The following is a 20,721-nucleotide window of genomic DNA, read 5'->3' on the forward strand; positions in this document are numbered from 1 at the left end:
TTCAAAACAATTTTCAACTGTTGTTTTTTACTGGTATGCTTCCATTTTTTCCAGTACCGGTAACATCTTATCAATCACCGCACCGCTTGATTCTCCTTCAATCATAGCTACCATCAAGTAACTGCTGTTTTCGGCATCAAAAGCCATTAAGAAACCATTTGTTTCAGCATCTTCGCCTTCTGTTTCTGATTCTCTTGTTTCAGCTGTACCTGTTTTGGCTGCTGTTTTTTGATCAATAACAGCTAGTTTATGTGAAGAACCGTATTCTTTTTGCACCGTTTGAACTAAGTCTTCTTTAACAATTGCAGCTGATTCCGGAGTGACCGGTTGTTTTATTTCTGCCGTTTCTTGATCAGCAGTCAATTTAGGGTATACGAGTTTGCCGTTATTAGCAAAAGGAGTATACGTTACTGCTTGTTGAATTGGGCTAAGCAACAATTCCCCTTGGCCAAATGCTGTATCTGCCAACATGCCTTCTGAATCTAATGTTCCGCTATTGGATATTTGTGCTGGATTCATTGCAATCGGCAACTTCAAATCTTCACCAAATATATACTGCTTCAACCCTGCTTCATAGGTGTCTCTTCCCATATCTAATGCTTGTCGTGCAAAATAAATATTATCTGAATACGCAAAAGCATCCGCTAAATTCACACTTGCAACATCTTTTACACGCGTAACTTTATAATCTCCCCATGATTCATCTTTTTGCCAAGATAATCCACTAATTTCTTGTGTTTCTTCTGGAATAATGGTCCCTGCATCTAAACCAATTCCTGCTGTAACAACTTTAAAAGTTGACCCTGGTGCATATCCAGCAGCATAACGCGCTAAAAATGGACTCATCGGATCATCTACATAAGCTTGATACTGTTCTGAACTGATGCCGCTTGACATTAAGTTTGCATCATAAGATGGAGTACTGACTAACGCTAATAAACTTCCGTCTATGGGATTCATAAACACAGCAGATCCACTTTGATCCGTTAATTGGTCATATGCAGCTTGTTGTATTTCAGCATTGATCGTTAATGTGATGTCTTCCCCATTTTGTACTTCTGTTTCTTGTAGGACCATTTTCAGCTCACCATCATCTGTCAATATCTCAATGCGTCCGCCTTTTTGTCCTCTTAATCTTTCATCATAAGTCGCTTCTAGTCCAGATTTACCAATAACATCTCCAGTTCTTAAGGTTGGATCTTTTTCGATATCTTCAGCGGAAACTTCTCCAACATACCCAATCAAATGAGCTGCTGCTTCATTTAAAGGATAAGTACGTGCCGTTACTTCTTGATAAACCACACCAGTAACTTGCGGCAATTCAGCATCTTGAGGCATTCCTTTAAAAGGAACAAAGCTATCTGGCGTTACCCACCCTTGATCTAATAAACTTTCTAATTCTTCCACTGTAACATCGTATGTTTCAGCAATTTTTTCTAAATTTGTTGTCTGTTGATCGCCTTCACCTAAAGCAGAAGGTTGCATTCCAGCTTGCCAAGAAGTGCCTTCTGTTGCAAGCGGTGAGCCGTTTTTATCTAAAATATCGCCTCTTTCACCTACAGTTGTTGTAAGGGAAACTTTATCTGTTGGTTCCATATCTGGAAATATAAGGTGTGTGTTCCAGTCTACTTTGTAGCCATCATCAGTTTTAGAAAGTGTCGTTTCGTATTTTTTTTCGTCTAAAGTTCCTAACGCTGTCTCCATATTCACCGTGTAAGAGAGGTCATAGTGATCAGCGCCCTCATCTTGTGTGACTGTTATATCATCTGATGCGTTTAATTCTGCAGCTCCTACGCCGCCATAAACTGTCTCATAACGCTCTGCCATAGATTCTTTTGTGTAGTCAATAGCTGTAAGCGATTCTTCAGAAACCAATTGGCTCATAGCTGTATAGTCTTGTTCTTCTAAAGCTGTAATAAACGAATCAGCCACTTCCATAGCTGCTTTTTCATCTCTTGCTTCAGCCCAAATTGAATAGCCTATGATTCCTACACCGATTAGGGCAAGAACAGCAACAATTATTGCAATTAAAAGCCACAATGGACGCTTTTTCTCACTCTTTTTCCTTGTATTTTTCATTTTAGCACCTGCTTTTTAATTATTATTTTTTCTCTTCTAAGTCTTGTCGTTCTTCATACTTGGTTTCTTCTTGACCGCGGTATTTTTTCATTAATTCACTGAATAATTTTCCGTTACTTGGTGGTGTATAAGTAATCGCATTGGCACCAGCAGCGATTGTTTCCTTAATGCTTTCTTCTGTTGGCCCACCGGTTGCAATGATCGGAACTTTCGGAAATTCTTTGCGTATCTCACGCACAATATGAGCTGTTCGTGCAGCTCCACTGACATTCAAAATATCTGCTCCAGCATCCAGTTTTTCTTGAATATCTGTGTATTCTGAAACGATAGTTGATATGATTGGCACATCGACCATCGTATCAACCACACGAATTGTTTCTTTTGGTGTAGGTGAGTTTAATACAACTCCAATACAACCATGTGATTCAGCAAATAAAGCAATGTTAGCTGAACGATGTCCATTCGTAATACCTCCGCCAACTCCCGCAATAACTGGCATACTGGCTACAGTAGTGATCCCTTGAATGATCGCTGGATGAGGTGAAAATGGATAGACAGCAATAACAGCATCCGCATCGTTATTCATAATAATCGCAATATCGGTTGTAAAAATAAGTGATCGAAATCGTTTGCCATTTATAATAATACCGCTGGCCGTATCGATTATTTCCGGGACGGAGACATAATGCTTTCTTAAATCAGTCGTAATGCTTGGAGAACCTTTTTTCTCTTCCATATTTTCACCTCTTCATTTAATTGTACATCATTCATTTTAACGAATGTTTCCTGCAAATGCTATCGTTCTGCAAAAAAATAAAGCGATTTCTTTTAATTAAAGTAAAAGGCTGGGACAAAAGTCCTAGCCTCCTCTTTTTATACGAATATTCATTCTAAAACGTGCTCCGAGAAGCAGATCCGACGTCCACTTCGCGAACAATGCTCGATGGTCTATGACCATACTGCGCTTATTCGTTCCAGTGATTCGGGTCTAAACGCTTTTTGTCTCACTCTCTCATTTTGTCTATCGAATTGACGCATACTTTAGAAAGCTTTAAATTCGTTTTTATTCTTCACGGTTTAATCATATTGATCTAATTGGTATTGTTCGATCAATCGAATCAATTTCCCAGGATAATCTGGATCTGTTGCATAGCCGCTTTCTTGTAAAGCATATGCAGCTTCTTTGTAATCATTGGCTGTTAAAACTTTAGCGTACTGGTTTTCATTCCAAGTCGTTCCTTTCGCAAACAATTCAGAATGGTCTTCCATAGATTCTTGCCAAGAGGCGTATTTTCTAAAGTCTGCTTTAACTTCGATCCATTCCCCATCAACAAATTCTTTGGTCGTCATCGTAACAGTCGGCTCTGTTCCGCCGCCTTTGATGCCGTAATAGTTGTTGTTTTTTATTGACAGCTCACTAGTGCCCCAATCTGATTCGAGTATTGCTTGAGCAATACTGATACTAGGTAAGATACCATATTTATCTTGCAGCACTTTTGCATAATCGGCAATTTGGACAATAAATTCTTGTTCTTCTAATGGTTCATATTGAGTCACTTGATCTTCCGTTATCTCTTGCGCTAAGAAATAAAGCGTTCCAAGAAAGATAAATACAAAACTAAATAGCACAATCATGACATAACTAGGCGTTATTCTTCTGTTCAGCTTTTTCTTTTTGTATTTCTTTTTTGATTGATTCTTAAGTGGCACATTTTTCTTCCTCTCATAAAAAAACCAAATTATTTTCCTGCTTCTTTCAGCAAAGCAATATACTCTTCTAAAGCTAAATCATATTTTTTCATATAGGCTGCATTTTCTTTTCCAACATACCGAAAATGCCATGACTCATATTCAATACCCGTCTCCGCTTCTTTTCCTTTAGGGAATCGAAGAACAAATCCGTAATCTGCAGCATGCTCAACTAACCAGTGCTGAGATTCTTGTACATCAAATTCGGCTATTAGTCCTTTTCCGGAATTTAACCATTCAGTGTCCATGACATCAATCGCAAGACCAGTGTGGTGTTCGCTTCCGCCTGGAATAGCAATATAATCTTCTGTCAATTTTACGGCCTCTTCTTGAGAGTGTCCTTCATCAATATACTTTTGAATACTATTGTTGTAATTTGTTGTTTGCAATTCAACAGAACGATATGTGGATACCGCAATAATTTCGTGACCATCTTTTTTCCCAGCTTCAGTCAACGCAGTATAATCCTCAATAATTCGTTCGTCAACTAGTAAAGGTGAAGCATTGGGTAAGACACTTAAAGGTCTTTCAATAGACTCATCTATTTTTGTCCAGTTATTGACCAATTCCAGGTTCCAATCATTTGTTGAAACATTTGGCAATTCATCTAACATTGCTTGATGTTCTGCTTCTTCTGCTAATTTTTCCTCTTCTTCTGGAGTTAAGGACTCTACTGAAGAACTAGAACTTGTGTCAGAAGCTTTGCTGGATGTACTAGACTGGAAAATTGATTCGGGATTGAATTGTTCACACCCTCCTAATATACCAGATGCTATCAGTAGTAGTGCTATTTTTTTTTTCATTTTTTAAAGACTCCATTCTTAATTTGCATTGCATGTAAAGGTAGCTGTCCTTTAAGATAGTGTACTTTTACTTTTACTCCTTTATAATAACATTAATACACTATAATTTTAATAGGAAATCGACTTTTGGAGGTTTAGAAATGAAAAAGGAAACACTAACCGATCAACTTTACAAAGTGTCTCAAGGGATCGCTGCAGCAGTTGTCGTAACACTTGGTATTGGTTTATTGATCCAGAGTATTGGCGATCTAGTAGGGTTTACAGTTCTAAGTGTTATTGGTGCAGTTACAAAAACACTGTTGATTCCAGGTTTAGGAATTGGAATCAGTTATTACTTAAAGACAGACATTTTAACTATGCTGAGTGCGACTGCAGCGGGCGTCATTGGTGGTCGTGCTTATACTTTTTCAGAAGGTGTACTTTCTTTAAAAAGTGGTGAGCCCGTGGGAGCTTTAGTTGCTATTGGAATCGCAATTTTTGTTGGCAAATTTTTATTTAATAAAACACGATTCAATATGGTCCTTGTTCCATTTGCCAGTATATTGATCAGTGGATTAGCAGGTTATGCCTTATCTGCTCCTATTGCCTTTATCTTAAATGAGGTTTCTTTGTTGATCACTTCCTCTGTTGCTGGCTTCCCACTTCTATCTTCAATGATTTTAGGATTAGGATTTGGCATGCTGATTTTATCGCCAGCTTCATCAGCTGCTATTGCTCTTGCTTTACAATTAGATGGATCTGCTGGAGCTGCTGCGTTGATCGGATGCAGTGTCCAATTCACAGTATTTGCATTCCTTAGTCTTAAAGACAATGATGCTGGAACTTTTTTAGGCCAATTGATCATTACGCCTAAACTTCAAACAGGAAACATTATTCGACAACCTAAGCTTGCGTTATTTCCACTCTTATTAGGAGCTCTTTTAGCTCCTATAGGGGTCTTAGTTTTCAACTTAGAGGCTTCAGCTGAAATCGCAGGCATGGGATTGTGTGCCTTTGTTTCAATTTTCGGATTGGCATCTTCTCAAGGAATGACTGCTACTTTAGCTTATCTGTTTATCGTCATTGTGTTGCCAGCTCTGTTAAGTCTTTTATTCAAGCCTTTTTTGATCAAATTAAAGCTTCTCAAACCCGGTGATTTAAAAATCACCATATAAACTAAGAACAGAAAAATTAGCCTAGATCAGAATTTCAGCAACAAAAAAACGTTCATTTGCGAAAAATGAACGTTTTTTTGGTTGTATAGTAGATTTCCTGGCTAAACTGTCTTTATTTTTTTACTTGAGGTTAAAATAGCACCCATCATGACGAAAAAGTGAAGCAAGAAAAAGTATTCACTCTTACATGAACGATCGAAAAAAAATGAAAGACTAAACTAACCGTTTTTTTACGGAGCTAAACGGAACATTACGTATCCTGTATATTTTGATTAAACCATTCTAACAAGTTTAGCTTGTCTGTTTTAATTTGTTGCTGGATGACTCCTGGCAAGCGCAATTCAATAATATCTTTGTAGCTCCAAAAGTCATAACCAATTTCAATTCTAAGAATCGTCGTATTTTGTTTTCGATGATGCTCAGTTAATTGATCTTCATTTTCTCTTTTGAATTCTAGTTTAGCCATACCACTGTTTACCCAAGTTTGTGCAACATGAAATTTAATGGCTAGATATTCATTAACGGGATTAGCTTTAACTTCTGGAAAAAATGTAGCATTTCGACAAACTTTTTGGACTAACATCCATTCATACTCGGTAAATAAACGCGAAATCTTATTCATATTTTCAGGTTTTAACCCTTGATTGCCTTTCTTCCAGCGATCCCAACTTTGTGGTGAAATCCCTAATTGGGAGGTGTAAAAAGCTTTTTCGCTGACAAACTGTTCTTTGATGGCTCTTAAAACAATTTCTACTAATGATTCGTGCATATCCATCATTCTCCTTTCAATAATAAATAAATTCGAATAAGTGCTACTTTCATTTTACACCTACTACGTTAACTTTCAAATTTAACGCTTTCATTTCCTGAAAAAAGAACATTCATCCATTCTTCTTTCACTAATTTGTTTTTCAATGGTAAAATACAATTGACAGCGTTTAAATATCAATTAGGAGGTTTTTTATGAAAAAATTAAATTGGGGTATTTTAGGTTTAGGCCAAATTGCGAATGAATTTGCAGAGGTATTTGATGTGGAGAATGCCGTTCTTTATGCGGCTGGTTCACGGAATGACGAAAAAGCAGCTGAATTTGCTGGGAAATATGGAATTGAAAAATCGTATGGTTCTTACGATGCACTATTAGCTGATCCAGCTATCGATGTGGTATACATTGCTACACCACATAGCCACCATGCTGATTTGATCATACAAAGTTTAGAACAAGGAAAGCATGTTTTATCAGAAAAAGCGATCACTATGAATAATGATCAGTTAACTCAAGCAATGACATTAGCAAAAGAAAAAAAGCTAGTCTTAGCTGAAGCTATGGTTATTTACCATATGCCGCTTTATCGCAAGCTAAAAGAAATTTCTCAAAATGGTTCTCTTGGCAAATTAAAAATGATTCAAGTCTCTTTTGGAAGCTTAAAAGAAGAAGATCCAACCAACCGCTTTTTCAATAAAGATTTAGCTGGAGGAGCCTTATTGGATATAGGAATTTATGCTTTATCCTTTGCTCGCTTTTTCTTAACAAGTCAACCACATGAAGTTTTAACAACTATGAATTTTTACGAAACAGGTGTTGATGAACAATCAGGAATTTTATTAAAAAATGATCAAAATGAAATTGCATCAATTTCGCTTACCTTTAGAGCTAAGATGCCAAAATTGGGCATTGTGGCATTCGAAAATGGTTTTATTACGGTTAATGATTTCCCACGAGCAGATAAAGCAATCCTAACCAAACCTGACGGATCTGTAGAAACCATTGAAGCAGGCGATATTAACCAAGCTATGAATTATGAAATAGCGGATATAACCAATATGATCTTATCCGATAGTTCTGATGCTTCACTTGCTCTTACTCATGATGTCATGGAGATCATGGATACTTTAAGAAAAGATTGGGGTCTGCATTACGACTTTGAATAATCCTTATTTTAACCTTTACACAAAAAAAGCTAATGATCTGTCCTGTTTGGACAGTGCCATTAGCTTTTTACTCTTCTCTTTATTAGTTAAACAGCCCTACGATAGCATTCCATATTTGACTAAAGAAATTGCCGACTTTGTCTACCAATCCACTATCTTCAGCTTGTTGCAAAGCGTCGCCAAACTTATCTTGAACTGTATTGGACAAGTTCTTCAACTGTTCTTTTACTTCAGCAGAATCAATTGCACTTGTTTGTTGGTATTTTTCAAATAAAGCCATCAATTGATCAATCTGATCTTGAGTAACTGCATTTTGTAAGTTGTTTTTTTCTAACGCTTCATTAATAATGCGTTCAACATCTTCTTTTGTAGCCAATTCACCTTGTTGCTCTTTTAAATCAGCTAAGCTTTGTTTGATTTCAATGATTGCTTGATCAAATTTTGCTGTATCAAATTCTTCGTTCCCAGCATTTTCTTGAGCAATCTCATTAGTTGTTTCTAATTCATCTTGCGCTACTTCCATACGCTCTTGATCTAATTCTTCGCCGTTCACGTCAAATGCTTTATAGATACCTGACAAAGCACTTTCGCCCGTTACTTTACTGATACTGGCTACTACGATTTTCACATCTTTGACCCCAGCGGTAATTGCTGCATTTGCGTACTGATCTTGCGTAATTTGACTAATATTTTCTGGAGTAACGATTTCAACATCTACTCCTTCTCCAGAATCTTGTTTTTGCACTAAAACAGAAGAAATCATACTAGAAGTATTGCCTGATCCATCACCCAAATAGTTGATCAAATCTTGTCCGGTTACACTTCCTGCAGCCACATTTTCAGGATTTTCAATTCCTAATAATTTTTCCGTTTCTGTTATTTGGCTTTCAGATAGTCCTCCACCATAGATAACAGTAGGTTTGCCCCATTTTTCATCCACTACCGTTGTGTCGATCCCATTTGTGGTTGCACTAGCAGATTGCGGCAAGACTGCTAAAGATGCTCCTATCAAACTCATTGCTGTTAAAGTAGTTATGCTTATTTTTTTGAATTGATTCATTTCCAAATCCTCCATTACAAGTTTTTTCTGACTTGTCTGTTTTATTTTTATTCTTTCTTAACTCCAGTATAGTATACCTGATTGTTTTTAAGAAATAACTAAGCCTTTAGACCTAAATAATGAAATAAAAAAAATGATTCAGGAGATTACCCTAAATCATTTCACAACCAACAAACTATGTGCAAGCATTACCCCTCCAAAGCAATTTTATGAAAGAATGTGAATAATTGCTGATCAAAAAATTGTAGGTTTATTTGCTCTGTGTAATTACTATGTACCTTTAGAATAGCAAACTCTTTTAAAGTTGTCCAAACAAACTTTAATACTTTCTTAATTTTTCCGAAAAAAGCTGTCTAATTGGTTTTTGTAAACGATCTTTTCCAAAATTGAATTTGTTGAAAAATAGCTTAACACTAGTCTTTTCATATCTATTCCAATTTGAAATCTAATTAGACAAATTTCTGTCACTTTTAAAAAATCGTTCAAAATAAACCGTATTCATTTTACCTGCAAACAATAATCAGTAACTATAAATTAGCAGACACTTATGTAAAAATATTGTTTCTTTACTGGAGAATAAATCACCACTTAGAAAGATAAACTACACCCAAAAAATTAGATCTGATTTTTGGGTGTAGTTTATTATTTATGAATGAGTTAAATCACTTTCTCACGATTAATCTGGCTTTTTTCCTTCTTTAAAAATAGCTGAACTTACAGTATAGCCACTTGTGGTCAGAATCTCTTTTACCGCTTTTAAATCTGGGCTATCCATTTGGATAATGATTTGAGTGAAATGGTTTTTTCTATATACAGCAATTTGATCGATACTCACTTGGGCTTCGGCTAAAATATTCGTGATATCTTCTAAAATCCCTGGGTGATCTTCTGGAATATCGATTACGATTCGACTACCTCTGTTGTTGTACCCCATAACATCAATAAAAGCACTAAAAATATCTTTATCAGTGATAATACCGACAATATTATTTTCTTCTTCCACTACAGGCAATACGCTAACTTCTTGATCACGCATGCGAGCTGCTGCTTCTTCCAACAAATCATCGGCATGAATAGTAACAACTTTTTTATGCATGATATCTCCAACTGTTGTCTTTGTGAGTAAGTAATTCATTTCATGAATGCTTAAACTGGTCGCTGTAGATGGAGAATTTTCTTGAATGATCTCTTGTGTGACTAACCCAACCATCCGTCCATCTCTCACTACTGGCAAACGGTGGAAGTCGTTTTCTTTCATGATATCCAATGCTTCTAACACTTTTGTTTTTTCTGTAACGGTCACTACATGTGATGTCATATAACTTTTTACATCCATTTCCTAACCTCCCAAATAAGCTTTCTGTACTTCATCACTTGCTAGTAATTCTTTTCCTGTACCTGTTTGAACAACTTTACCTGTTTCCAATACGTACCCGCGATTAGCAATTTCTAGAGCTACTTTTGCATTTTGTTCAATCAATAATACAGTCGTTCCTTGTGTGTTGATCATTTTAATGATGTTGAAAATTTCTTTGATAAATATAGGTGCTAATCCCATTGAAGGTTCATCCAATAGCAACAGCTTCGGTCTAGACATTAAGGCTCTTCCCATGGCGACCATTTGTTGTTCTCCACCAGATAACGTTGCTGTATCTTGCTTTTTTCGTTCTTCTAATATAGGAAAACGATCAAATACCATTTTCAAGTCTTTTTGGATCTCATTTTTATCTTTTCTTAGAAAAGCGCCCATTTCTAAATTCTCTATTACAGTCATCCCTTTGAAGACATGTCTGCCTTCAGGGACTTGAGAGATACCCAATTGGACGATTTTCCGCGTAGTATCTTTATGGATTGGACGATCTTTAAAGAGTATTTCACCCGATTTTGGACGATGCAAACCTGATATTGCTTTCAATACTGTTGATTTACCAGCACCATTAGCTCCAATAAGAGAAACGATCTCACCTTCGTTAACTTCAAAATTAATTTCCTTAGTCGCTTGAATAACACCATAATAAACGGATAAATCTTTTACTTTTAACATGTCTACTCACCACCTAAATAAGCTTTGATAACTGCTTCGTTATTTTTGATTTCCTCAGGTGATCCATGAGCAATCATTCTACCGTATTCTAATACATAAATACGTTCGCACACATCCATAACTAAAGACATGTCATGTTCAATCAATAAAATCGTAAGTTTAAAATCTTTATGGACTTGTCGAATTAACGAGGTCAAATTAGCTGTCTCTTGAGGATTCATCCCTGCTGCTGGTTCATCTAAAAACAAGATTTTTGGTTTAGTTGCCAATGCACGAACGATCTCTAGACGCCTTTGTTCCCCATAAGGCAAGTTTTTTGCTAATTCTTCTACTTTAGTTTCTAAATTAAACAGTTTTAAAAGTTCAATAGCTTCTTTGCGCATGCTTTCTTCTGCTGCATAATATTGTGGTGTTCTGAAGATACTCGCTATTGTGCCAACTTTATTTTTTTCATGCATCCCGATCAAGACATTTTCTAAAACCGTCAAATCTTTAAATAAGCGGATATTTTGAAATGTTCTTCCTAACCCCATGGCTGTGATGTTATACGTTTTTTGTTTAATTAAAGAAGTTTTTTCCCCGTCCACTTCCAGATCAATAACCCCTTCAGTCGGCTCATAGACTCCTGTCAGTAAGTTAAAAAGGGTTGTTTTGCCTGCTCCATTTGGTCCAATCAGTCCGACTAGTTCATTGTCTCCTAATTCCATATTGACCATTGATACAGCAGAAAGACCGCCGAAATTTTTAGTCAGCTGTTTTACTTCTAATAAACTCATTCTGCTTCCCCCTCTTTCACAGAACTTTTTTTGTTTTTGCGGTCTAATAATCCAGAGATGGTAAATTCTTTTGTTCCCAATAATCCGGAAGGTTTAAATACCATAATCGCAACTAGGGCAACTGAATAGATGATCATTCTCAACTGTCCAAAAGGCTGCAAATAAATATTTAAAATACCAAGTACGATAGCAGCCACTACACTCCCTGTCATACTTCCTAATCCGCCAAACACAACAATGATTAAAATATCAACAGATTTCATAAAGGTAAAATCGGATGGTCGGATAACGCTGAAATAAGAAGCGTGCAATCCGCCAGCTATTGCTGCAGATGCTGCCCCTAGAACAAAAGCGATGATTTTATATTTCGTCGTATTGATTCCCATAGATTCCGCTGCGATCTCATCTTCACGAATAGAAATCGTGGCTCTTCCTGGACTGCTTTTAATATAATTCATAATAACGATTAAAGAAATCACGATAAAAGCAAAGGTGATCTGCCAATTCGCTATAAAAGGAATCCCACTTAATCCAGCAGCTCCGTTTGTCAGGTCATTCATATTCAAAATGACAATACGAATAATTTCTGCAACACCTAAAGTGGCAATCGCTAGATAATCTCCTTTTAAACGCAGCGTAGGAATGCCCACTAATAAAGCAACCAAGCTGGCTATAATGATCCCTAATAAGATTCCACCAATAAGACCTAATACAGTCGGGTATTTGATACTGACAATACCAGTACAATAAGCCCCAATAGCCATAAAACCAGCATGCCCTAGTGAAAATTGTCCTGAAAAACCAATAATTAAATTTAAACCTGTAGCTAAAATCACATTGATCAAAATCGTCATCAAAGTGATTTCATAAAAAGCATTAATAATGCCTAAGCTTGTACCTAGTTGAATGAGAATATAAATGGCTGCAATAAAAATGAGCCAACCAAGATTTTTCTTATTAAATTGTTTCATTTTTATCACCTACACTTTCTCTTTTACATTTTTACCAAGCAATCCTGATGGTTTAAAGATAAGAATAACAATCAAAATCAAGTAAACTACGGCATCTTTTATCAGCGAACCGCCATATCCACTTACGAGTGTTTCAATGATACCAATTGTAAATCCTCCAAACATCGCTCCAGGTATAATACCTATTCCACCTAATACGGCAGCTATAAAGGCTTTCAACCCTGGAGCATATCCCATCATCGGTTCGATCGAGTTGTAATACAACCCGACTAAAACTCCTGCTGCGCCTGCTAATGAAGAACCCAATGCAAACGTAAATGAAATCACGTTATCGACATTGATACCCATCAAACGAGCTGCATCTGCATCCGTACTGACAGCTCGCATTGCTTTGCCCATTTTTGTTTTTTGAACAATAAGCTGTAAAGCTAACATGAGGATAATTGTTGTAGCAAAAATCAGAATCTGTGTTTGACTAACTTGTAATCCCATAAATTCATATATTTTATTTTTAATCACTTGCGGGAAAGCTCTTGTTTCTGAACCAACTAAATAAATCATGCCATTTTGCAATAAATAAGACATTCCAATAGCTGTAATCAAAGCAGCCACACGAGTAGCATTACGTAAAGGTTTGTAGGCAATTCTCTCAATTGCTACTCCCAAAACGGCACAAAAAACCATGGAGAGGATCAGTGCCGGTAAAAAACTGAGATGTAAAGAATTGATCGCTGTATACCCAACAAATGCTCCTACCATATAAATATCTCCATGAGCAAAGTTTATTAATTTAATAATGCCATATACCATGGTGTATCCTAATGCTATTAAGGCGTAAATACTTCCTAAAGAAAGTCCGTTAATCAATTGTTGTAAAAATGCTTCCATAATATGGCACCTCTTTTCATTTTTAAATACTAAAAGGTGCTAAGCAAAAACTCGCTTTGCACCTTTTAGTTTGATTCTTCATTAAGGAGTAACTTCTGTATTTCCTACTTCGACTCCATCTTGTAATTCAATCACTAAAGTTGATTTTACAGGATTGTGATCTTCATCAAATGAAAATGTACCTGTCACACCATCAAATTCAGCAATATCTTCCAATGCTTTAGTGATTGCTTCTGTAGATGCTTCTCCAGATTCTTCAATCGCTTGAGCTACTAGATAAACAGTATCATAGGCAAGAGCTGCAAACATGTCTGGTTCAACATCGTACTCTTCTTTATAAGCTGCAATAAAATCTGTTACTTGAGAGTCATCACTATTTGGTGAATAATGTGCTGAGTAATAAACGTTATCGACATTATCTACTCCAGCTAATTCAAGCAATGCTTGGTTCCCAAAACCATCTGCACCTAAGATAGGTTGCGTAATTCCCATTTCACGAGCTTGCTTGATGATCAACCCTGCTTGGTTGTAGTAACCCGGCAAGTAAATGAATTCAAAATCAAGATCCTTGATACGCGTTAAGATTGCATTGAAATCTGTATCATCAGCAGTGAAGTTTTCTTCCGCAACGATTTCCCCTTCAAAAGCTCCTTTAAAGGCTTTAGTTAGTCCTAATGCATAATCACTTGAGCTATCTCCAATGATTACCGCTTTTTCAGCATCTAATTCGTTTGTTGCAAATTCTGCTAAGGCAATTCCTTGGAAAGAATCTTGGAATGATGTACGGAAAATATTTGGTTGTACGTTACCATTTTCATCAAGAGTTAAGCTGTCATCTGTCCCAGAAGGAGTAACCAGACTTACACCAGCTCTTGTTACTGCAGGAGTCGAAGCCTTAACAGCACCAGTCGTTGCTGGTCCCACAATTACAGCTACTTCGTCTTGAGTTGCTAATTTCGTTGCTACACTAGCCGCCTCAGTAGTATCTGATTTTGTATCGTATTCAATTAGATCAATTTCTTTATCTAAGATCCCGCCATTTTCATTAATCTCTTTAACTGCTAAATTCACTGCATTTGCTTCAGCAGTTCCATAGGCTGAAACCTCACCTGTTTTTTCAAACATTGATCCAATTTTGATTTTATCTGTATCACTTCCGCTTCCAGTAGCGCTACACGCCGTAGCCAATAATGAAAGAGCTGCAATCCCCATTACTAATCTTTTTTTCATTTTCTTTTCCCCCAATTTACGCCCTTGCGTTAGTTTTATTAAGTTCATGATGTTTATCTGTTTATTAAAATACGATAACAAAACAATTTGTTAGTAATTAGTATAGAATATTCTGAATATTTAATCAATAAAAACTTTACTAATTTTAAAGATGACATTTCTTATTGCATTCTGACGTTACAAACTATGAGCTATTCTTTGTTATTGCCTCTACCTGTATATGAAAAAAGGACACCAAAAGATTTCTCTTTTAGCGTCCCTACTTGTATTTTGAATTATATATATCTAGTGAACATCGATGAGTTTAGAAAAATATTGATGAATTCAATCATTCTATTGTTGTTCAAAAAAATCTTTTTTGATTTGGATAAATCGAGTAAAATCATTTAAGAGTACAAATAAAGCAGCTCTATTTTCAAATTCTTCTCGAGTCTTTGGCAATGCACTGTCTCTAAAATCTGATAACAATGAAGTAATATCTTTCGTTAAGTCTATCACTGGATTACTTTCATGCAATTGTTCTGCAGTCTGTTGAAATAATCTCGCTAAAATTTGGTTTTGTTTGGTTGGTAAAGAACAGACACTTAAATCGACAGACATTTCTGCCAATACTTTTACTTGTTGTTGCCGCATATCAAAATAGTGAATCATATAGTCACTTGTTTGGCTGAGCAATTGATTATTCGCTTCCATATAAGCCATTTTTTCTGCTTTTATTAACTCCTTAGAAAGTTCTTTGAGTAAAAGTTCTACTTTTTCATTTGACTGTCCTTTGCTCAATACTAAAGAAAAATTCAATAGAACAAGTTTCATTTTTTCTTCAATTTCATCTTTCAGATGTATGAGTTGAGATTCTTTTGAAGGCATATATAAATTAAAAATAATTGCAATTCCTGCTCCTATCACCATTAATAAAAATTCATTTGTAATCCAACTAATAGAGGTACTTTGCTCTAATAATAAATGAGAAACCAATACCGAACACGGTGCGATGCCTACTTCTACTTTTAATTTATACGCCAAAGGAATGTAGGTGAGAAGGTACACGCCAAATACGATCGTATTAAATCCAATTAATTGAAAAAGTATGGTTGCCACACCTAAAGCTAAAATCGTAGAACCCACTCTTTGCAAAGCTGTTGTCACTGAAGATTTTTTTGTATCCAACACACTTAAAATGGCAATAACCCCAGCAGAAACACTATATTCCAAATTCAAGGCTTGAGCTAACAAGATAGCAATAGTTGTTGCGAAAGCAATTTTTACTGCTCTTAAAGAAATTGACATGCGTACACTCCTTTATTGTGAAATTCACTTTAATCTTACTCTACTTCTATAGAAACTAAAAATTTTTCTTTGCTTTCTCTTTGCTAACCCCTATTATTGATAGTATATCATGTACGTCAGAAACCACATGCTACTTATAGAAAGTGATGAATACAAATGAAAATTGGAAATTACCGAATCGGCATGCGAACATTAAAAACAGGAATAGCCGTTGGACTATGCATTCTTTTATTTCATATTCTTGATAGAGAACTGCCAATGATTGCCGCATTGGCAGCTGTTTTTGGTTTACGAGAAGATTGGCAGACAAGCTTGAAGTTTGGAAAAACTAGAATTCTTGGAAATTCAATTGGTGCTATTTTCGCTGCTATGTTAGTAGTGATTCAACAATTCGCCGGTTGGCCTTTTTGGATAGAGTTAATTGGCGTCCCACTTGGGGTCATTCTTATTATTATTTTTTGTGATCTCACAAATTACAATGCAGGAATTATAGGAGCAAACGCTGCTTTTCTAATTATTTACTTCACCATACCAATGGATGAAACTGTCATTTATGCATTGGCGCGAGTTCTTGATACTTTTATTGGAACGTTTATTGCTATCTTAGTCAATCGACTGATACCTGGCGGGCCAAAACCAACCGATAAGCTGCAGCCCTAGTGCTTAGAGCTAATAGAAAGAAAATAGGATTGAGACAGTTTGTCTCGATCCTATTTCCCTTTTAATCTCTGCTAAAGATCAATGTTTTACTCACATATTTATGATTAGAATAACATTTTTTAAGTTTATCTTTCTAAGTCAATCCAATAACGTTGATCAATAGTGCCATCTTCATTCATTAATTCATTTTCAAGAATACCCCCATTATTAATTATACTTTTTGCTGATCCTACATTATCTTTATAACAGACCATAAGAACTCTTTTAATAGACATTTTTTTGCATTCTTCTAATGCTAAACTGATTATTTTTGTAGCATAACCTTTTCTTCTCTCCGATGGTCTAATTCCATCGCCTATATGTCCACCATTTTTAAGCAGTTCTTCATTCAGCCAATGTCTGATATTTACAGCTCCTACAATAATTTCACGTTCATCATCATATGCCCATAATGTAGTTGCTGGTACACCACCGTATAAGCAACCTTTTTTTTCTTCCTCAAATTCCTTCAAATAATCATCAAAATTTCTATAATCTAATCTTCGTATACTGTAAGGTACAATTTTTTCGTTCACACTATACCATTCATTCATCATTTCTTTATATGGCTTCTCATATTTTTTATCTGGTTTAATTAACCTTAACATACTACTACCACCTTTCGGAAAAAGAAATAAAACGTGTACAAAATCTATCTAAAATGGACAAACTATCCTTTAAAAGCAATAATTTGTCCATTTGTGTGTCTACCGGGGTCGCTCCGCATCCTGTTTTTAATCTACTGATTTTAGGGCTTCGATCATGTCGACTTCCTTGAGTTTGTAATGCATGGCGATCATGACGATTCCTGAAAACACGAGAGTAATGATCCCTGAGTAAAGGTAGCTTAACGGTTGGATAGTTGGGCTGAACATTAATTGATCCATTTCTGCTGTACCTAGTACAAAACTATGAAGCAGAACGCCTAATAATGAACCTACTACGATTCCCATTAAAGTAAGGATAATATTTTCGCGATAAATGTACATGGTTACTTCTTTATCGAAAAAGCCTAGTACCTTGATAGTGGATAATTCTCTTATACGTTCAGAGACGTTGATATTGGTCAAGTTGTACAATACCACAAAGGCTAATAGACCAGCTGAAACAATCAGCACCAAGGTAACAATGCCTAAGCTTCCCATTGTCTCTTCAAATGACTCACTAACATCACTGACAAAGTTGACGGATAAGACACTTGGCTGTTCTGTTAAAGTAGTTCCTAAAGTTTCTTCATCTACTTTTTCACTGCCATAGTTCACCAGTTCTGTTGTATACTCTGGTGCCTTGCCAAATGTTGTTTCATAATACTCTTTCGTCATATAGACATAATGACCGGTATAATTTTCAACAACTTCGTTTATTTTTACTTCTGCTTGTTTATTGTCTGAATCGGTTAAAGTCAAGGTATCACCTTTTTCTACACCGAGCAGCTCTGCAAGTTTTTCATTAATAATCGTTCCTTCTTCAGGAAGTGAATAAGTTTCTCCAGAGGTACGATCATTTAATAAAACATAATCCTCAAAGTTTTCGGTTGTTTCAGGAGCAAATACTGTCACATCTTGTGTATTGACGTCTTCTGCATCAATAGTGAAATTTTCTTGATTGACTTTTAATGACTCACTAATGCCTGTTTGTTTGGCTAATTCTTCATCGTAATCAGCTTTTTCAGAATCACTTGCATCTGTATTTAATGCAACGATAGCGTCATATTTCATGACTTTGCCATACTGAAGACTGGATACATCTGAAATAGAATCCGATATTCCAAATCCAGTTAAAATCAATGCCGTACAACCTGCGACACCAAGAACCGTCATTAGCATACGCTGTTTATAACGGAAAAGATTTCGTGCAGTTACTTTTTGAATAAATCCAAAGCGATTCCAAATAAACGGCATACGTTCTAATAAAATACGTTTCCCTATTTTAGGAGACTTTGGACGCATCAATGTAGCTGGTGTACTTTGTAAAGCTACTCGGACTGCAAGATAAGCTGACATTACCGTACAAAGCAACGCAACGATAAAGGAGATCGCTCCATAACTGAAGTAATGCGTTATCCGAACGGATGGTAAATTATACATTGACCCATAAGCATTAAATATGACTTGTGGAAACAATTGATACCCGATAATCAATCCTATAATCGTTCCTAAAATACTGGCTACTGAAGCATAGACTAAAAACTTCTTAGAGATATCCCAATTTGAATACCCTAAAGCTTTTAACGTCCCAATTTGCAATCGTTCTTCTTCTACCATACGAGTCATTGTTGTTAAACTGACTAAAGCTGCAATAAGGAAAAAGAATACGGGAAACACTTGTGCAATAGCCGAAATACGTTCTGCATTATCGCTGAACTCGCCATATCCTGGATTCGTTGAACGGTCGAGCACGTAATATTCGGGCATTTCCAAGCCTTCAAGTTCTTGTTTAGCATCAGCAAGATCTGCTTCGCCATCTGCTATTTTTTTCTCAGCATTAGCAGATTCTGTTTCAAATTCAGCCAAACCTTCTTCATAATCAGCTTGACCTGTTTCTAGTTCTTCAAGAGCTGCAGCTAATTCTGCTTCTCCATTGGCTTTTTCTTGATTCAATTCTTCTTGGCCTTCAACTAGTTGCGCTTCACCATTTGCAAGAGTAGTTTTTGCAGCTTCAATATCAGCTAGACCTTGATTGACTCTTTCTTCATTAGCTGCTATCTCAGCTTCTGCCGCACTCATTTGTGCTCTTGTTTCTTCAAAAGTTGCAGTTATACCATCTAAAGCAGCTGAAACCGTACTGCTTGGAACCACTCCAGCAAAGTAACCTGTAAAAGCTTCTCCAAGTGAAGAATCAATAGCTGTTGCTGCCTGAGTGATACTTGTTTGAGTTTCAACAGGAACACTTTCAACTGGAACAGCTAAGATGACTCTGGCATTTTCAACAAATGTTTCTCCATTAGCTAAATTTTGGTCAGCAGTTGCTTTTTGTGCTTCAAAATTATTTCGAGCATCAATGAGCTGAGTTTGAGCTGTTTGTAGATCTGCTTCATTTGCAGCTACTTCAGCTTTTCCATTTTCTAGTTCTTGACGTTTTTGATCGATTGTAGCTTGAGCGTCGGTTGTTTTGGACTCTAAAGTGGCCATTCCTTCATTGTAATCTGCCCATCCTTGATCCAAGGTAGTTTTAGCATCCTCTAACTCTTTTTGACCGTCTGCCAATTGTTGCTTGGCATCATCAATTTCAGCTTGTCCGTCGTCGATCTCAGTTTGAGCTTCTGAACGAATTTCAGCTAATCGTTCTTCTGGTCTTTGTTCAACTACTTTTTCGATTTGATCCATTTGCTTCTCAACGGCATCTTCATACTCTGAAGAATAGGAAACAAGTGAATCGTTCTTTTCAAAAGATAAATAGGCTTCTGTATAAAATTCTGAGTTGAAATCTTCTTGAGGAATCACTGCAAAACCGTCTAAAGTTCCTTTGCCCACCGTGCTCGTTCCTCTTGCAGAGTTTTCAATGAATTGCGGACTGTTCACAAAACCAACGACTTCATAGGTTGTCGTAGCAAAGGAATCGTTCAAATCGGTTTCTTCATCTTCTGAAGAAAGAGTAATTGTATCACCAATTTTGTAAGCTTCGGTCATACTACTGTTATTGTCTAAAGCAATTTCGCCAGACTTTTCCGGTAACCGTCCTGATGCCACAACATAGTTGTTTTGTTTAGCAGCTTCATCTGAAGAATAAGCCATTAATTTTGTGACCAAACTACTATCCTCAAAAATAACATCTTGGCTGTAACTCATGGTTACATCAGCGCCTTCAATGCTCTCCAATAATTTTTTATCATCATCATTAAGCCCATAGGTAGATATTACTTTTGTATCCATTAGTTTTGTTTCCTTGTAATAGTGGTCTGCGGTATCAATCATATCCGGCCCAGTTGCTTTAATTCCGGCAAAAAAAGCTACTCCTAATGTAATTATGGCAAAGATAGACAAAAAACGTGCTTTTGATTGCCCTATCTCTTTGAAAATGTCTTTCCATAGTGCTTTCTTTTTCACCTT

18 protein-coding genes are annotated in these 20,721 nt (G+C 36.3%); 3 read left to right on the plus strand and 15 right to left on the minus strand.

All coding sequences use genetic code 11. The annotated features are described in order from the left end of the window. Positions 1–27 precede the first annotated feature (27 nt). The 4 genes from pbp4 to BR65_RS05125 all read right to left on the minus strand — a co-directional run bounded on the left by pbp4 (position 28) and on the right by BR65_RS05125 (position 4,631). A complete protein-coding gene (gene pbp4, locus BR65_RS05110; RefSeq protein WP_034537106.1) occupies positions 28–2,079 on the minus strand; it encodes a penicillin-binding protein PBP4(5) in 2,052 nt (683 codons plus the stop codon). Positions 2,080–2,101: 22 nt separating this feature from the next. Continuing rightward, the gene (locus BR65_RS05115; RefSeq protein WP_034537108.1) at positions 2,102–2,815 is read right to left on the minus strand and encodes a beta/alpha barrel domain-containing protein; all 714 of its coding nucleotides are present in this window, start codon (positions 2,813–2,815) and stop codon (positions 2,102–2,104) included. A 341-nt stretch (positions 2,816–3,156) separates the two neighbouring features. Next, positions 3,157–3,789 (minus strand): glycoside hydrolase family 73 protein, encoded by a 633-nt coding sequence (locus tag BR65_RS05120; RefSeq protein ID WP_023178540.1) that lies wholly within the window; start codon positions 3,787–3,789, stop codon positions 3,157–3,159. Between the two features lie 29 nt (positions 3,790–3,818). After that, entirely contained in the window at positions 3,819–4,631 is an 813-nt protein-coding gene (locus BR65_RS05125; RefSeq protein ID WP_034537110.1) for a M15 family metallopeptidase, read from the minus strand. 140 nt (positions 4,632–4,771) lie between these two features. On the opposite strand from BR65_RS05125, the gene BR65_RS05130 reads away from it, so the two are divergent. Then, positions 4,772–5,785, plus strand: a complete 1,014-nt coding sequence (locus BR65_RS05130) for a PTS sugar transporter subunit IIC (protein WP_034537112.1) — start codon at positions 4,772–4,774, stop codon at positions 5,783–5,785. Between the two features lie 250 nt (positions 5,786–6,035). On the opposite strand, the gene BR65_RS05135 is transcribed toward BR65_RS05130, so the two are convergent. Next, positions 6,036–6,554, minus strand: a complete 519-nt coding sequence (locus BR65_RS05135; protein ID WP_034537113.1) for a hypothetical protein — start codon at positions 6,552–6,554, stop codon at positions 6,036–6,038. Positions 6,555–6,748: 194 nt separating this feature from the next. On the opposite strand from BR65_RS05135, the gene BR65_RS05140 reads away from it, so the two are divergent. Then, the gene (locus tag BR65_RS05140; protein ID WP_034537115.1) at positions 6,749–7,717 is read left to right on the plus strand and encodes a Gfo/Idh/MocA family protein; all 969 of its coding nucleotides are present in this window, start codon (positions 6,749–6,751) and stop codon (positions 7,715–7,717) included. 82 nt (positions 7,718–7,799) lie between these two features. Here the strand turns inward: BR65_RS05140 and BR65_RS05145 are convergent, their stop codons facing one another. The 8 genes from BR65_RS05145 to BR65_RS05180 form a co-directional block, all read right to left on the minus strand. Continuing rightward, positions 7,800–8,777: a DUF1002 domain-containing protein gene (locus BR65_RS05145; RefSeq protein WP_034537117.1), complete on the minus strand. Its 978-nt coding sequence runs from the start codon at positions 8,775–8,777 to the stop codon at positions 7,800–7,802. A gap of 676 nt (positions 8,778–9,453) precedes the next feature. Next, positions 9,454–10,113, minus strand: coding sequence for a CBS and ACT domain-containing protein (locus tag BR65_RS05150; protein ID WP_034537118.1), 660 nt, complete (start codon positions 10,111–10,113; stop codon positions 9,454–9,456). A 3-nt stretch (positions 10,114–10,116) separates the two neighbouring features. Then, entirely contained in the window at positions 10,117–10,821 is a 705-nt protein-coding gene (locus BR65_RS05155) for an ABC transporter ATP-binding protein (protein WP_023178552.1), read from the minus strand. A 2-nt stretch (positions 10,822–10,823) separates the two neighbouring features. After that, positions 10,824–11,597, minus strand: a complete 774-nt coding sequence (locus BR65_RS05160; protein WP_023178554.1) for an ABC transporter ATP-binding protein — start codon at positions 11,595–11,597, stop codon at positions 10,824–10,826. Further along, positions 11,594–12,568, minus strand: a complete 975-nt coding sequence (locus tag BR65_RS05165; RefSeq protein ID WP_034538627.1) for a branched-chain amino acid ABC transporter permease — start codon at positions 12,566–12,568, stop codon at positions 11,594–11,596. Before BR65_RS05165 ends, BR65_RS05160 begins: the two co-directional genes overlap by 4 nt. Positions 12,569–12,577: 9 nt before the next feature. Further along, positions 12,578–13,456 carry a branched-chain amino acid ABC transporter permease gene (locus BR65_RS05170; protein WP_034537120.1) on the minus strand — a complete coding sequence of 293 codons (879 nt, stop codon included), beginning with the start codon at positions 13,454–13,456 and terminating at the stop codon, positions 12,578–12,580. Positions 13,457–13,537: 81 nt separating this feature from the next. Beyond that, entirely contained in the window at positions 13,538–14,686 is a 1,149-nt protein-coding gene (locus tag BR65_RS05175) for an ABC transporter substrate-binding protein (protein WP_034537122.1), read from the minus strand. A gap of 333 nt (positions 14,687–15,019) precedes the next feature. Further along, a complete protein-coding gene (locus tag BR65_RS05180) occupies positions 15,020–15,973 on the minus strand; it encodes an aromatic acid exporter family protein (RefSeq protein ID WP_034537123.1) in 954 nt (317 codons plus the stop codon). A 156-nt stretch (positions 15,974–16,129) separates the two neighbouring features. On the opposite strand from BR65_RS05180, the gene BR65_RS05185 reads away from it, so the two are divergent. Beyond that, positions 16,130–16,633, plus strand: coding sequence for an FUSC family protein (locus tag BR65_RS05185; RefSeq protein ID WP_034537124.1), 504 nt, complete (start codon positions 16,130–16,132; stop codon positions 16,631–16,633). A gap of 125 nt (positions 16,634–16,758) precedes the next feature. Here BR65_RS05185 and BR65_RS05190 read toward each other — a convergent pair whose 3' ends face one another. Together BR65_RS05190 and BR65_RS05195 are read right to left on the minus strand one after the other, a co-directional pair. Further along, entirely contained in the window at positions 16,759–17,280 is a 522-nt protein-coding gene (locus BR65_RS05190) for a GNAT family N-acetyltransferase (protein ID WP_034537125.1), read from the minus strand. Positions 17,281–17,406: 126 nt separating this feature from the next. Beyond that, complete coding sequence (locus BR65_RS05195) at positions 17,407–20,718, minus strand: ABC transporter permease (protein ID WP_034537127.1); 3,312 nt, start codon at positions 20,716–20,718, stop codon at positions 17,407–17,409. Between the last annotated feature and the right edge of the window lie 3 nt (positions 20,719–20,721).

The organism is Carnobacterium inhibens subsp. inhibens DSM 13024 (assembly GCF_000746825.1).
GTDB lineage: Bacteria > Bacillota > Bacilli > Lactobacillales > Carnobacteriaceae > Carnobacterium_B > Carnobacterium_B inhibens.